Genomic DNA, 13,640 nt, shown 5'->3' on the forward strand with positions numbered 1-13,640 from the left:
TGCGGAAAACAGGGACATTACTTGCGGCGTACCCAAATTCGCGGTCGGATAACGCCCGACGGCGGCAGTTAGGTAGGGTGCATGCCCTAACGTTCCGGGGTTAGCACCTTGGAGAACACCACGGCGCCGTTGGCGTTGCGGAGGCTGGCGGTGAACGTGCCGTCCTCGCCGAGCTGGACATGGCCAAAGAACTGGTTCTCGCCGTCGCGCGGCGATTCGCCCGGGAAGCGGCCCGCCTTGGCGAACACCACCTCCGGGCCGAAGGTCCCGTCCATGGCGTTGGGCCCGAAGGACCCGGCGGCGATTGGTCCTGCCACGAACTCCCAGAACGGGTCGAAATCGGTAAAGGCTGCCCGCTCGGGGGAGTAGTGGTGGGCTGCGCAATAGTGCACATCGGCCGTCAGCCACACGACGTTCCGGACCCGGTTCCGCTTGAAGGCACTGAGGACCCCGGCGATCTCAAGTTCGCGGCCAAGCGGCGCGCCGGGCTCCCGGTTGGCCAGGCTTTCCTGGTTGACTGCGCCGTCGGGAACGATGATGCCCAGCGGCAGGTCCGCGGCGATCACCTTCCAGGTCGCCTTGGAACTGGATACCTCCCGGATCAGCCAGTCCACCTGTTCCTGGCCCAGGATGGAGGTGGCATACGGCTCCTTGCCGTCCGTGTTGGGCGACTTGAAGGTGCGCATGTCCAGGCAGAAAACATCCAGTTGAGGGCCGCGGGTGATCTTCCGGTAGATGCGCGCGGGCTGGTACTGCCCGCCGTCGTCGAACGTTCCCGGCCGCCACAGCGCGGCACCGTCAGCAATCGGCATGTTTTCCTGCCAGGCCTGCCGGCCCCGGGCAGCGAGCGTGTTGACGTCGCGGACGGTGTAGCGGGGGTCGTCCAGGATCTCGCCGGGATACCAGTTGTTGGTGGTTTCGTGGTCGTCCCAGTTGGCGATCAGCGGGACGTCGGCGAGCATGGCGCGGATATTGGTGTCGAGGGAGTTGTAGCGGTGCCGCCCGCGGAATTCGGTGAGGGTTTCGGCCACCTTGGAGACTTCCTCTGTGACCAGGTTCCGCCAAACCTGCCCGTCTTTCTCCACCACGGATTCTGCGATGGGGCCGTCGGCGTAGACAGTGTCGCCGGAGTGGATGAAGAAGTCGGGCCGGGTGCTGTGCATGGCCCGGTAGCCGCGCATCCCGCCGATTTCCTCGTTGATGCCCCAGCCCTGCCCGGCGGTGTCGCCAGTCCACACAAAGCTTTGGGCGGACGACGGCGGGAGGTCGCCGCCGCTGCGTCCCTTACCGTTGGTGCTTCCGGCATCGGGCGCCGTCCGGAAGGTTCCGGTGATCGCCTCGCCCGCCGCGCCGCCGTCGTCCTCGAAGCTGATTTCCAGGGCGAAGCGTGTGTTGGCGGGGAGGTGGCCGGCGTGGATCTTGGCGGTGAAGTCGGACCCCTGGGTGGCGCGCGGTCCACGGAGGGTTCGTGCGAAGGCTCCGCGGCCGCTCAGCACAGTGCCGCCGTCGTCAACTGCCCTCAGGGTGGCGATCATCCGGCCTGCGGCGGAGGAGCGGGACCAGAGCACGGCGGAGTCCGAGGTGACGTCCCCGGTGGCGATGCCGCTGGGCAGGGTGAGGCGGTTCCTGACAAGGGGGATCCCGGTGCGGAGGGGGCTTCCGGGGACCGGGCCGCTGGCAGCGTTGGCGGCCGCCGGGACTGCAGCCAGCGCTGCGGCGAGGACGGAACCTTTGACAATGGTGCGGCGTGAAATTTCAGTCATGGCATCCACTGTGCACGGGGCTCGAACACGCTCCGTGGAGCCTGGATTAACGCCGGGCATGGGCTGGGTTAACTGATGCCAATCTGTCATCCGCAAACCACTTGACAGGGCGTCACTAACGCGCGGTAATTGTAAGCACACTTATCAAATTGGGGTCTGAGATGCGCAATATAATTCCGAAAGGCACCCTCCGGCAAATGCTTCTGCCGCCCACTTTTGGCCTGCACATGGCCGGGAACGCGGAGTTCACGGTGCTCTCCGTGGAGGTCTGGAGCAGGTGCCTGGTGGTCAATATCCACGTAAAGTCGGCCATCGGCAGGCCGGTTCCCCGCATCACCATCGAAGACCATTGGGGCACTCCGTACAGGTTCCGCGACTCCGCCAGCCTCGGTTCCCGGAACCTGCAGGTCTTCACCCCCTCAGTCCCGTACGGCACCAGGAGCCTGACCATTAGGTCGGTGGACGATGCCGACGCCCGCCTGGTGGTGACTTTCGCCGTCCCGCTGATGCTGGAGGAGGACGAAACGGGCCAGGCAGAGGAAGCTGTTTCAAGGGCATCCCGTTTGCAGCGGCCGGCATAGCGGGCTGAAAGGAAGGCATGGAAGACACCACGCGCTTCGAACCGGCGACGGCGATCGTCACAGGATCCGACTCGGGCATCGGAAGGGCCACTGCGGTGGCCCTTGCCGCGTCCGGGATGGACATTGGCATCACATGGCACACGGACGAAAAGGGTGCTGAAGAGACCGCCGACGAGGTCCGGCGCGCCGGGCGCAACGCCGTCGTCCGCCGGCTGGACACCACTCGTCCGGCAGAAGCGGCAGCGGTCCTTGACTCGCTCGCCGAGGAACTGGGCGGCGTGGACGTCTTTGTGAACAACGCCGGGACAGGTGACGGCACTCCGTTCCTGGACCTTGACCTGGAGACGTGGAAAACCACGGTGGATACGAACCTCACGGGGGCTTTCGCCTGCCTGCAGGCCGCCGCCCGGCGCATGGTCAAAGCCGGCAGGGGCGGCCGCATCGTGGCGGTCACCAGTGTCCATGAATTCCAGCCGCGCGTGGGCGCCGCTGCCTATGACGCCTCCAAGCACGGCCTGGGCGGACTCATCAAGACCATGGCCCTGGAGCTCGCGGAGTTCGGTATCACTGCCAACAGCGTGGCACCAGGGGAGATCGCAACGCCCATGACGGGCCAGACGGACGAGGATCCTACGACGAAGGACCGTCCCGGCGTTCCGCTCGGCAGGCCGGGGGACGCCCGCGAGGTGGCGGCTGTCATTGCGTTCCTGGCCTCGCCGGCTTCAAGCTACGTGACCGGTGCATCCTGGGCGGTTGACGGCGGCATGCTGCAGATGGGGCCACAGGCCGGCTCACACATCACCGGCCACGACTGGCGCAAGCCCTGACTGTGCCTAGCGCGCGTACTCGGCGATCCGGCCATCCCGCAGGGCCGTCGCCAGGGCATTAATCCCGCCGTAGTCGGGCAGGACCACCGAAGCGCCGCCGATGGTGCCCACGCCCGCGGTGGGAAGCGTGACGAACCCCGCGGCATTGGGGTCGGTGTTGCGCAGCGCGTAGGCCAGGATGGCCACGGACACCGGATCGAAGCCGTGGTCCACCGTGAGGTATCCCCCGGCAAAGTTCACCAAGGCCCGCACCGCGTTGACATCGTTGAGTGCCCCGCCGCTGGTCAGCTTCGCAAGGACGGCCCGGAGGAAGGTCTGCTGGTTGCGGACCCGCTGGTAGTCGCCGTCCACAAAGGCGTAGCGCTCGCGGACGAACTCCAGGGCAGCCTGGCCGTCGAGATGGTTCACGCCGGCGGTGAAGACATGCTGGGTTTCGTGCGTCGACTGGAAAGGTGTGGTGACGTTGACGTCGATCCCGCCCAGCCCGTCCGTCAGGAGCTTGAAGCCGTGGAAGTCCAGCATCACAGTGTGGTCGATGTGGGTGCCCAGCACGGATTCGACCGTCCGCGTCGCCAGGTCGATCCCGCCCACCTCAAGGCTGGTGTTGATCTTTGCCCCGCCGTAACCTGGGATGTCGACCCACAGGTCCCGCATCAGCGAGATAACGTAGAAAGTTCGGCGGTCTGCCGGGACGTGGACCAGCATCAGCGTGTCCGCCCGGTGGTCTGACGAGGCGCCTGTAGCCATAGTGTGGGCGGCCTGTTCCCGGGCGTTGCCGCGGCTGTCACTGCCGATGAGCAGGATGTTCATGGGCACCGGCGGCAGGTCGGCGATCGGCTCCGGGGGTGGGGGAGCTGCCGGCGCCGGCGGAGGGGTGGTCTGAGTGGGCGTCGGCGTGGCGGTCTCGCTGGGGGTGGCCGTCTGCGTCACCACGGGCGCCTGGGATTCGGAACCGCTGCGGTTGAAACTGAAGACGGCGACGACGACCCCCGCCACCAGCACCAGTGCCAGGACAGCGGCTATCACCAGCCGCCGTCGTTCGGTCCACGGCAGCTGTGCCGGGTGGGCTGCAGGGTTGGTCCCGCCAGGAACCGAAGGTTCGGGGCTGCTGGGGCCGGAACCGGATGGGGTGCTCATCGTTGTGCCTCCATGGCATCAGTTTCCGCCCTCTAGGCCGTTGTGCGCTACATAGTCTCCCAGCGTGTCGGTGGCCATGGCCGCGGAGATAGCGTCGATGGCCGCGAGGTCCGGGAGCACAATCGACTGGCCGTCGGTGGTGGTCCCCGTGCCCCGTGTCGGTAGCGTGAACATCACCATGTCCTCGGGCTGGACATCCTTCAGCTCCCTCGCGAGCCTGATCACGGTGGCCGCATCGAGTCCACTGTCGACGCTGACGAACGGTGACATGGCGCTCACCACGTTGTGGACAGTGAGGGGATTCAGGACCGTGTCCTGGCTGAGGTTCTTTGCCAGGAGGGCCTTGACGAATGCCTGCTGGTTACGCACGCGCTGGTAGTCGCCGTCAGCAAAGGCGTACCGCTCACGGACAAACTCCAAGGCGTGTACACCGTCCAGGGTGTTCGGGCCCGCGGGGAAGGATATCCGGTCGTGGCGGGACACAAATGGCGCCGGGATGTCCACTTCGACCCCGCCCACGGCATCAGTCATCCCCACGAAGCCTTCGAAGTCGATCATGGCGACATGGTCTACGCGCTGGCCAAAGATGGACTCCACGGTGTGGACCATCAGCGGGACGCCGCCGAATGCCAGCGCAGCATTGATCTTGGCGTGGCCGTGGTCCTTGATTCCCACCCAGAGGTCACGCATCAGGGAGATGGAGTAGACCTTGGTGCGGTCCGCGGGAATGTGGACCAGCATGAGGGCGTCAGCGCGCTGGTTGGAGGCGGCGCCGGCGGCAGCCTTCTCACTGGAGGACGCGCGCCTGTCACTGCCCATCACCAGGATGTTCAGGGAGCTGCGGGTGTTCGACGGCGGGGCCCCCGCCGCTGCTGGATTGGCTGCGGTACCGCCTACGGCCGCCCCAGGGACGGACGGCTGCGGTCGGGTGGATTCTGCCGGGAAGGCTTGTTCGATCTTGGTGGTTTCTGAGTCGAAGATCCTGCCGAGATTGAATAGATACGCGTCCTTGAGCATAGGAACGAGGACTGCGAGCACCATCAGCACCTGGAGAGCAACGATGACGGGACGATGAAGGCGTGCGGCATTGGCGCGGTTGGTCGACCTTGGATCCGCGGCATGGGTGCCCATTTCCGAAAATTAGCACCGGTGTTCCGGCGTTACATCGGGGAAATCCGCAGAAAACCCGCACAATCAGCCGCAGTCAGGTCAGGCGGGGGCGTTCAGCCGTGCATGGCGCAGGATGGAGACGATGGCCGGGGCCAGTTCGTCCTCCATTTGGCGGTAGATGTCCAGGCCACGGCGGTAGGGGTCGATGACGTCGTTCTCTGACGAGTCCGACGGCAGGGACAGGTGCCGGACCGCTGCGGCCCTGGCGGGGAGGCCGCGCCAGGCCTCGGCGTTCGCTGCCAGCCGCTTGCCGGCGTCGTGCGTTGCTTCTGTTGGTGTTTCCGCTGTTCCAGGGGCGGTGGCGCGGTCATCCAGGACGTCGAGCATCCGGGCGAACTCGCGGATGGTGAAGGTGCGCTTCAGGACGGACGCGTCCAGCTTCAGGACCTCACCGCGGTGGCCCGACGTCATGGTGAGTACCAGATCCACGCCGCGCAGGATCCTGCTGGTCAGCTGACGGGCGGCGAAGCCTTCTGCGTTGCCGCCAAATGTGCGCACGATGTCCGCGGACGGCGGCTGGATGGGATCGCCCACCATGGCATGCGTGCCGGCGCTGGTGACCACAAAACCGCCCGGAACCGCCTGGTCCAAGCCTGCCTGCAGGAGCCGCTCGGCGACGGGGGAACGGCAGATGTTGCCCGTACAGACGGTCAGTATTCTCACTTGCGCGGAGGCAGGGTCGGGCAGTTGCAACAGGGGTACTCTTTCCAGCCGGTGCGCCGGACCGGTCGGTCCGCACATTTCAACTTAACACGGGAAGGCGCCGCCGCCGCCGTCGAAACGCTTTCTCACCTTTCGCGACACTTCCAACGATGCTCTATCACTCTTGGTTGCTAAACGTGGCTGTTAGGAACCGGAAGTGATAGAGCATCGCGAGGGAAAGCGGTCAGGCGGTTGTCACACTGCGGCGAGCAACTCCTTCATCTCCTCGATTTCCGCCTGCTGCGAGGTGATGATCGCGTTGGCCAGCTCGATGGTTTTGGTGAACTCGCCGGACTCGACCTCGGTTTGGGCCATGGCGATGGCGCCCTCGTGATGGGCGATCATCTGCGTCAGGAACAGCTTCGCAGCTTCTGTGCCCTGGGCGGCCTTGAGTTTGTCCAGGTCCTCGGCGCTGACCATGCCGGCCATGTCCCCGCCATGCATGGCGTGCCCGGTCATCATGCCGGTGGGCTGGTTCCAATCCTCGAGCCAGTCCGTCATCTGCTCGATTTCGGGAGCCTGCGCCGCCTTGATCCGGGTGGCCAGGGAGGCTACTGAGGCCGGAATGCCAGTTTTCGCCAGCATGATCTCGCTCATTTCCACGGCCTGTGCGTGGTGGGGGATCATCATCTGAGCGAACATGATGTCCGCGGCGTTGTGGTCCGCCGAGGCGTCCGGCATCATGCTGGACATCGGGCTGGAACTGCCATGGTTCATGCCGTGCGACGGCGTAGTGCCGGTGCCAGCGCCGGCGGCGCATCCGGTGAGTGAAAGGGCAGCGGCGAGTGCGGCTGCCACGCCAAGTTTCTGGGTGTTCATGGGAAATCCGTCCTTCAGGTTGTGTTCGGCGCAGGGGGCGCCGGAGTCTTGGCATGCCGCGCAGTTGGCGCGGCGGACGGCCCGATGGTGCACATCGGGCAGGCAGATCGCGGGACTGTGGGCCCGGCGTCGTGCCCTTTACGTCCGGCTGATGGAGAGATCTCCCGGGGACGGGCCATCGGGCAGGTAAGGGTAGAACCGCATGGTTCCCACACCGGAACGGACCCGTGCGTCCGCAAGCTGCCCCGCGCTGCCCGGTTCGGGGGCACTAAGGGAACCGGCCTTGGCCAGGGGAGTGCAGGCCACGGCCGGGGACTCCGTGCTGCCCAGAGTGTCGCTGCACGCCACGGCGGATGCGCCGTAGGCGGCGGGCTCGCCCCGCACCACGCTGCTGGGTGCGCTGTGGCTGTGCGCGCCAGAACCGTGCCCGTTGTGCGCGCTAGGACCGTGCCCGGTGGGAGCCGCTGTGGCGTACGACGGCGGCGCCCCGGCTCCCAGCGTGTGCGCGGCGTGGTTGCCGGTCAGGGTGTGCATCCCCAGGATTCCCGCCACGATGGCCAGGATCCCGGCGAGCAGCACGGCACGCCCCATCAGGGTTGCCAGCCGGCGTCGGGCTGCAACGTTCATGCCGACGATCCTCCCTGCCTCAGCGTCAACGGACCTGCTCCGGGTTCAGCCTAATCCGACGAAGCAGTTGGGCGTTCAGTGCCACCACAATAGTCGAGGCGGACATCAGGACAGCGGCCGCCGCGGGGGAGAGCACCACTCCGGCGAACGCGAGTACACCGGCGGCCAGCGGAACGGAAATGACGTTGTAGCCGGTGGCCCAGACCAGGTTCTGCCACATCTTCCGGTAGCTGGCGCGGGAGAGGTCCACCATGGACAGCACGGCCCGGGGATCGTTGCCGGCCAGCACAACGCCTGCCGATTCCATGGCGACGTCGGTGCCCGCCCCGATCGCGATACCCACTTCTGCCCGGGCCAGCGCAGGGGAGTCGTTGACGCCGTCGCCCACCATGGCCACCTTCAGCCCTCGGGCCTGCAGCTCGGCCACTTTCTTGTCCTTGTCCGCCGGCAGGACTTCGGCGAAGACCTCGTCGATGTGCAGCTCGGCCGCCACGGCCTCCGCAACCTGCCGGGCATCGCCGGTAACCATGGCAACCTTGATGCCCCGGTCCTGCAGCGCCGCTACGGCCTGGCGCGATTCGGTTCGGACCGCATCCTCCAGGCTGACGGCCCCCAGGATCCGGTCACCGTCGACAACGTGCAGGACCGCAGCCCCGCGTTCCATCCACTCCGCGGTCGAGGAAGCCACAGATTCAGGTTCCGAAAGGCCCAGTTCGCGCAGTAGGGCCGGGCCGCCCACCTGGATGGTGCGGCCGTCCACGCTGGCGCGGACTCCTCGTCCGGTCAGGGAAGTGAAGCCGGTGGCGTGCGGGATGTTCAGGTTCCGCTGCCGCGCCGCCCTGACGATGGCACGGGCAACCGGGTGTTCGCTGTCCGCCTCCACGGCGGCGGCGAGCGCAAGCAGCCCGTCCCGGCTTCCGCCGTCGGACGTTGCGATGTCCTTGAGCTCCGGCTCACCCGTGGTGAGCGTTCCGGTTTTGTCGAAGAGGACGACGTCGATGGTGCGCATCCGTTCGAGGGCCATCCGGTTCTTGATCAGCACACCTGCCCGTGCCGCCTGCTCGGTGGAGATCGCGATGACCAGTGGGATCGCCAGGCCGAGGGCGTGCGGGCAGGCAATCACCAGCACCGTGACGGTGCGGGCCACGGCTTCCGGGACGCTGCCAAGCAAGGTCCAGGCAACGAAGGTGAGCACACCCGCTCCAGCGGCAAAGTAGAACAGGAACGCTGCTGCCCGGTCGGCGAGCGCCTGGGCGCGCGAAGAGGATGCCTGGGCCTCCGCAACCAGCCGCTGGATGCCAGCCAGGGCGGTGTTGTCGCCGACGGCGGTCACGCGGACGCGCACGGAGTTGTCGGTGGCCACCGTTCCGGCCACGACAGCGTCGCCTGGCGAGCGGGGCACTGTCTTGGACTCACCTGTGATCATGGACTCATCGAACTCGGCCTGCCCCTCAACGACCCTGCCGTCAGCAGGTAACCGGGCGCCGGAGCGGACCAGGACGATGTCGCCTTCGCTCAGTTCGGAGACGGGAACGGTCTCGGTGCCGGTGGGGGTTACGCGTTCAGCCTCGTCCGGGAGCAGCGCGGCAAGGGCATCCAGTGCGCCCTGCGCGGAGCCGAGGGCACGCATTTCAATCCAGTGGCCCAGAAGCATGATGGCCACCAGCAGGGCCAGTTCCCACCAGAAGTCCAGGTCGAAGCCGCCGATGCCCAGCGTGGTGACCCATGAGGCAACAAAAGCAACGCTGATGGCCATGCCGATCAGCAGCATCATGCCAGGGCGCCGGTCTTTCAGTTCCCGCAGCCCGCCCTTCAGGAACGGCTGACCCCCGTAAAGGAAGATCACCGTTCCCAGGACTGGTGGAATCCAGGCGGATCCGGGAAACACGGGCGGCATGTAACCCAGAAGGTGGCCCACCATGGGGCTGAAGTACACCACGGGGATGGAGAGGGCGAGGGCCGTCCAGAACCTGTTTTTGAACATGGCGGTGCTGTGGCCGGCGTGCTGACCGGAGGTGTGGACGGTGTGGGCGTCCTGGGTGCTGTGCCCGGTGGACGCGTGGTTTTCGTGGTGGTGATGTTCGGCGGTGGCGCTGTGGTGTTGCATGATTCCTCCCTGGTGAGGACGCGGTGGGCCGGTTCAGCGGCTAATGGTGTACCCGGCAGTGGAAACTGCCTCACGGATCGCGACGGGATCGGCCGATCCGGAAATCAGGAGGCGCGACGTCCCGCCTGCTACCAGTTCAACGGTGGCGGCGGTGACGCCTTCGACGGCGGTCGCGGCCCTCTGCACAGTCTCAACGCAGTGTCCGCAGGTCAGGCCCTCAACGGAGTATTCGGCGTCGGCCGAGTTCCGCTGGGGGTGAGCCGAGGCGCCGGTCGAGCAGCAGCTGCAGCCGACGGCGGAGGTGGCCTGAGGCAATTCGGTGCGGTTTCCAATACCAGGCATGTCAGTTTCCATTCGTTGACGAAGGTCCAATGGGCGCTGGGGTTGAACGGCTGTGATGGCGGGTGCGGGGCACCGGGCCTGGACATACCACTTCACTGACAACACTGAAAATATACCCCCAGGGGGTATCTGCGTCAACCCTGCCCGCACTTAGGAGGCGGCGGACGCCGGGTGCCGCGTCCAGCAGGAGGATGTGTTGCTCTATCACTTAGGGTCCTTCTGGGGGCCTTTTGGGGACCACAAGTGATAGAGCAACGGACCAGCGAAGTGAGAGAGGGTTCGACGGCGGGACGTCACCGTGGGGATACAAACGTCTCAAATGCGGGATTCCTTGCCATAATGGGTTGACCCGCCCAGGGGAGGCGGCCTACGGAACGCCTGGAGGTGCCCAATTGTCGGATTTGAGCAGCCCCTACACGTATTCGAGTGCTTTGGGGACGCGGAATTGCCCAGCCGGGACCTACCACATTGACCTGGTCAGCGGGACCGTGAAGTTTTCCGACGGCCTGTTTGAGCTGCACGGCTACAAGCGGGGCGAGGTGGTGCCCTCTATCGAGCTGATCTTCGCCCACAAGCATCCTGACGACAGGCCGCGGGCCCAGGAAATCATCGCTGAGATCTGCTGCCATGGCGGCCATTTCTCCATCTATCACCGGATCATCGACGCCCACGGCCGCCTTCACCAGGTCCTGACTTCCGGCGAGGGGACTGTTGACCCGGCAGGAACGGTCACCGCGATCGACGGGATGATGGTGGACCTGACCGCCACCCTCCAGCGGGAGACCGAAGTGGCCGCCCGCGAAGCCGTGGAGCGTGCCACCGCCACCCGCAGCGTCATTGACCAGGCCCGGGGACTGCTGATGGGCAGGCTGGGGATCGGCGCGGAGGAGGCGTTCAAGCTGCTGATCGGCCACAGCAGCCGCAGCAACCTCAAGCTGGCGGTCGTAGCGGCGGAGCTTATGGCCCTGGCAGACGCCAAAGGCACCCTGGACCAGCTGGATGCGGCTGTCCGGACGATCGTGAACGGGAAACCCAAGCGTCAGCGGCGGGACACCCGAAGCTAGCCAAAAGTTTTTCTTCAGTTGTGTCGATCTGCGGTGGTGCCGTTCGACCTATGGGTGAGAAGGTCGAAGGGCGACCTTCCACACTCAAGGAGAAGATTGAAATGGCCAAGTACATGCTGATCATGCGGGCAACCGACGAGTCCCTCGCCAGGTTCACGGACGTCGACTTCACCGAGGCCCTGACTGCCATGGGCAAGTTCAACGACGAACTGATCCGCGCCGGCGTCCTGCTGGCAGCCGAAGGCCTCGATGATCCCAAGGAAGGCGTCGTGGTGGACTTCACCGGCGAGCAGCCGGTAGTCACCGACGGGCCCTATGGCGAGACGAAGGAGCTGTTCAACGGCTTCTACCTCCTGGACGTCGCCTCCAAGGAGGAAGCGGTTGAGTGGGCCAAGCGGGCGCCGATGACGGAAGGCAGCAAGACCGAGATCCGGCGCGTGCCCACCATCGACGAATTCCCGCAGGATAACGAATGGATCCAGAAGGAACGCGCCTGGCGCGAGCAGACCGGGCAGCTCTGACCGGTGGGATCCACCGCGGCGAGGGGCGCCGTCGAGGCTGTGTGGCGGATGGAAGCCGCACGAATCGTCGGCGCCCTCGCCCGCTTCACTGGCGATTTCGCCCTCGCCGAAGACCTGGCGCAGGAGGCGCTGGCCGAGGCGCTCGTCTCCTGGTCCGTTAACGGCGTCCCCCACGAACCGACGGGCTGGCTCCTGACCACCGGCCGCCGTCGTGCCATAGATGCCTTCCGGCGCCGCTCCGCAGCGGACGAGCGATACGCAATGCTGGCCCGGGACCTGTCCCCGGAGGAACCCGGTCCGGATGCCTTGTTCGACCCTGAAGCCATCGACGACGACGTCCTGGCGCTGATGTTCATCTCCTGCCACCCGGTGCTGTCCAAGGAGGCGCGCATCGCGTTGACCCTGCGCGTGGTGGGCGGGCTGGGGAGCGAGGCCATCGCGAAAGCGTTCCTGGTGCCGGTGGCAACGATCCAGGCCCGCATCACGCGCGCCAAGAAAACCCTGGCCGCCGCCAACGTGCCCTTTGCCGTGCCCGAGCCCCGGGAGCGGGCCGAACGGCTGGGTTCGGTGCTGCAGGTGGTCTACCTCATCTTCACGGAGGGGTCGTTTGCCTCCGGCGGGGACTCGTGGATCCGGCGGGACCTCGCCGGCGAGGCGCAGCGGCTGGCCCGCACGCTGGTGCGGCTCGATCCGCAGCCGGAGGTCTTCGGGCTGCTCGCCCTGATGGAGTTGACCGCCGCCCGCTTTCCCGCCCGCCTGGACAAGTCCGGCCAGCCGGTCCTCCTCGAGGACCAGGACCGGCGGCTATGGGACCAGTCGGCGATCCGGCGCGGACGTGCGGCGCTGGCAAAGGCCGACGGCGGCCGCGGGCTGGGTGCCTATGGCCTGCAGGCGTCCATCGCCGAATGCCATGCGGTTGCGCACTCGGTGGCGGAGACTAACTGGCCCCGGATCGTTGGACTGTATGAGGCACTCGGCCAGCTCACGCCGTCGCCCATCATTGAACTCAACCGGGCGGTGGCGGTAGCCATGGCGTCCGGCCCGGCCGACGGGCTGGCCCTGGTGGAGGAGATCGCCGGGCGGGGCGAACTCAACGGTTCGCACCTTCTTCCGTCCGTCCGTGGCGAGCTCCTCACCCGGCTGCGCCGCGTCGACGAAGCCCGACACGCCCTGCTGCAGGCCCTGGAGCTGTGCGGGAACGCGGCGGAAAGGGCCGCGCTGGAGCGCAAAATCAGCGCCCTTAGCCCGTCCTGACGCCGGAAGTGCCACCGGGTCGGGGGCGCCGGGGCCGGGCACTCCCGGGCAGGACGGCCCCGCACTATGCTGGCAGCATGTCTACCTATGAAGTGACCCGCAGCGCATTCATTCCGGCTCCGGCCGAGGCAATCTTCCCGCTCATCAACAACTTCCACGAATGGACCCAGTGGTCTCCCTGGGAGAAGGTGGACCCCGCCCTGGAACGCCACTATTCCGGCAACGCTGCCGGCGTCGGCGCGAAATACTCCTGGAGCGGCAACCGCAAGGCCGGCAGCGGAAACATGGAAATCGTGGAGTCCACGGAGCCCCGATTGGTCAGGGTCCGGCTCGAGTTCACCAAGCCGTTCAAGGCCGTGAACCCCACCACCTTCACGCTGACCCCGGTCGACGGCGGCACCAACGTGAAGTGGACCATGACGGGCGAGAACAAGGGATTGGCCAAGGTCTTCGCCCTGTTCATGAACATGGACAAGATGGTGGGCGGAGACTTCGAAAAGGGCCTGCAGGCACTCTCGGCAGCGGCGTCCGCGCGTACTCACTAGGGCCGCCTTGTCCCGCATGAGCTGCCGTGGGCCGCACGAGCGGTGTTGGGCGGCACCGTTCATGCGGGCCCGGGCCGCGGAAGCCGGCAACGGTGTTCGGGCTGTGAGGATGCGGGGCAGTTCGAAGTCCGCGTTCAGTCCTCGTATGGATGGACCGGGAACGCTGAGGCAGCCCTGGAAC

The 13,640-nt window shown here is 66.4% G+C and carries 14 protein-coding genes; 6 read left to right on the forward strand and 8 right to left on the reverse strand.

Going from position 1 to position 13,640, the window contains the following annotated elements; translation table 11 throughout:
- Positions 1-86: 86 nt before the first annotated feature.
- Positions 87-1,763 (reverse strand): alkaline phosphatase D family protein, encoded by a 1,677-nt coding sequence (locus tag V9L18_RS05285; RefSeq protein ID WP_337346120.1) that lies wholly within the window; start codon positions 1,761-1,763, stop codon positions 87-89.
- Positions 1,764-1,960: 197 nt separating this feature from the next.
- Here V9L18_RS05285 and V9L18_RS05290 point away from each other — a divergent pair, with 197 nt between their 5' ends.
- Positions 1,961-2,344 carry a hypothetical protein gene (locus V9L18_RS05290; RefSeq protein WP_337346121.1) on the forward strand — a complete coding sequence of 128 codons (384 nt, stop codon included), beginning with the start codon at positions 1,961-1,963 and terminating at the stop codon, positions 2,342-2,344.
- Positions 2,345-2,361: 17 nt separating this feature from the next.
- Positions 2,362-3,171, forward strand: coding sequence for an SDR family oxidoreductase (locus tag V9L18_RS05295; protein ID WP_337346122.1), 810 nt, complete (start codon positions 2,362-2,364; stop codon positions 3,169-3,171).
- 6 nt (positions 3,172-3,177) lie between these two features.
- Here the strand turns inward: V9L18_RS05295 and V9L18_RS05300 are convergent, their stop codons facing one another.
- From V9L18_RS05300 to V9L18_RS05330, 7 genes are all read right to left on the reverse strand, one after another.
- Entirely contained in the window at positions 3,178-4,308 is a 1,131-nt protein-coding gene (locus tag V9L18_RS05300; RefSeq protein ID WP_337346123.1) for an LCP family protein, read from the reverse strand.
- A gap of 18 nt (positions 4,309-4,326) precedes the next feature.
- On the reverse strand, positions 4,327-5,439 hold the full coding sequence (locus V9L18_RS05305; protein ID WP_337346124.1) for an LCP family protein: 1,113 nt from the start codon (positions 5,437-5,439) through the stop codon (positions 4,327-4,329).
- 78 nt (positions 5,440-5,517) lie between these two features.
- Positions 5,518-6,171 (reverse strand): arsenate reductase/protein-tyrosine-phosphatase family protein, encoded by a 654-nt coding sequence (locus V9L18_RS05310; RefSeq protein WP_337346125.1) that lies wholly within the window; start codon positions 6,169-6,171, stop codon positions 5,518-5,520.
- Between the two features lie 204 nt (positions 6,172-6,375).
- The gene (locus V9L18_RS05315) at positions 6,376-6,999 is read right to left on the reverse strand and encodes a DUF305 domain-containing protein (RefSeq protein ID WP_337346126.1); all 624 of its coding nucleotides are present in this window, start codon (positions 6,997-6,999) and stop codon (positions 6,376-6,378) included.
- Positions 7,000-7,137: 138 nt separating this feature from the next.
- Entirely contained in the window at positions 7,138-7,626 is a 489-nt protein-coding gene (locus V9L18_RS05320) for a hypothetical protein (protein WP_337346127.1), read from the reverse strand.
- A gap of 25 nt (positions 7,627-7,651) precedes the next feature.
- The gene (locus V9L18_RS05325) at positions 7,652-9,733 is read right to left on the reverse strand and encodes a heavy metal translocating P-type ATPase (RefSeq protein ID WP_337346128.1); all 2,082 of its coding nucleotides are present in this window, start codon (positions 9,731-9,733) and stop codon (positions 7,652-7,654) included.
- Positions 9,734-9,766: 33 nt separating this feature from the next.
- Positions 9,767-10,075: a heavy-metal-associated domain-containing protein gene (locus V9L18_RS05330; RefSeq protein WP_337346129.1), complete on the reverse strand. Its 309-nt coding sequence runs from the start codon at positions 10,073-10,075 to the stop codon at positions 9,767-9,769.
- Between the two features lie 392 nt (positions 10,076-10,467).
- Between V9L18_RS05330 and V9L18_RS05335 the strand changes: the two genes are divergently transcribed.
- The 4 genes from V9L18_RS05335 to V9L18_RS05350 all read left to right on the forward strand — a co-directional run bounded on the left by V9L18_RS05335 (position 10,468) and on the right by V9L18_RS05350 (position 13,459).
- Positions 10,468-11,139 (forward strand): PAS and ANTAR domain-containing protein, encoded by a 672-nt coding sequence (locus tag V9L18_RS05335; RefSeq protein WP_337346130.1) that lies wholly within the window; start codon positions 10,468-10,470, stop codon positions 11,137-11,139.
- 101 nt (positions 11,140-11,240) lie between these two features.
- A complete protein-coding gene (locus V9L18_RS05340) occupies positions 11,241-11,660 on the forward strand; it encodes a YciI family protein (RefSeq protein ID WP_337346131.1) in 420 nt (139 codons plus the stop codon).
- Positions 11,661-11,708: 48 nt separating this feature from the next.
- Positions 11,709-12,914 carry an RNA polymerase sigma factor gene (locus V9L18_RS05345; RefSeq protein WP_337346132.1) on the forward strand — a complete coding sequence of 402 codons (1,206 nt, stop codon included), beginning with the start codon at positions 11,709-11,711 and terminating at the stop codon, positions 12,912-12,914.
- A gap of 77 nt (positions 12,915-12,991) precedes the next feature.
- Positions 12,992-13,459, forward strand: coding sequence for an SRPBCC family protein (locus V9L18_RS05350; protein WP_337346133.1), 468 nt, complete (start codon positions 12,992-12,994; stop codon positions 13,457-13,459).
- Positions 13,460-13,640 lie beyond the last annotated feature (181 nt).

Origin of the sequence: Pseudarthrobacter sp. CCNWLW217, assembly GCF_037203985.1 — a bacterium.
Classification (GTDB): Bacteria; Actinomycetota; Actinomycetes; order Actinomycetales; family Micrococcaceae; genus Arthrobacter.

What these genes read in the sequence shown, in the direction of transcription:
- V9L18_RS05300 (WP_337346123.1), bottom strand. Translation starts at nt 4,308, where the DNA reads ATGAGCACCCCATCCGGTTCCGGCCCCAGCAGCCCCGAACCTTCGGTT.
- V9L18_RS05325 (WP_337346128.1), bottom strand. Translation starts at nt 9,733, where the DNA reads ATGCAACACCACAGCGCCACCGCCGAACATCACCACCACGAAAACCAC.
- V9L18_RS05320 (WP_337346127.1), bottom strand. Translation starts at nt 7,626, where the DNA reads ATGAACGTTGCAGCCCGACGCCGGCTGGCAACCCTGATGGGGCGTGCC.
- V9L18_RS05330 (WP_337346129.1), bottom strand. Translation starts at nt 10,075, where the DNA reads ATGCCTGGTATTGGAAACCGCACCGAATTGCCTCAGGCCACCTCCGCC.
- V9L18_RS05345 (WP_337346132.1), top strand. Translation starts at nt 11,709, where the DNA reads ATGGAAGCCGCACGAATCGTCGGCGCCCTCGCCCGCTTCACTGGCGAT.
- V9L18_RS05340 (WP_337346131.1), top strand. Translation starts at nt 11,241, where the DNA reads ATGGCCAAGTACATGCTGATCATGCGGGCAACCGACGAGTCCCTCGCC.
- V9L18_RS05295 (WP_337346122.1), top strand. Translation starts at nt 2,362, where the DNA reads ATGGAAGACACCACGCGCTTCGAACCGGCGACGGCGATCGTCACAGGA.
- V9L18_RS05350 (WP_337346133.1), top strand. Translation starts at nt 12,992, where the DNA reads ATGTCTACCTATGAAGTGACCCGCAGCGCATTCATTCCGGCTCCGGCC.
- V9L18_RS05285 (WP_337346120.1), bottom strand. Translation starts at nt 1,763, where the DNA reads ATGACTGAAATTTCACGCCGCACCATTGTCAAAGGTTCCGTCCTCGCC.
- V9L18_RS05290 (WP_337346121.1), top strand. Translation starts at nt 1,961, where the DNA reads ATGCTTCTGCCGCCCACTTTTGGCCTGCACATGGCCGGGAACGCGGAG.
- V9L18_RS05315 (WP_337346126.1), bottom strand. Translation starts at nt 6,999, where the DNA reads ATGAACACCCAGAAACTTGGCGTGGCAGCCGCACTCGCCGCTGCCCTT.
- V9L18_RS05305 (WP_337346124.1), bottom strand. Translation starts at nt 5,439, where the DNA reads ATGGGCACCCATGCCGCGGATCCAAGGTCGACCAACCGCGCCAATGCC.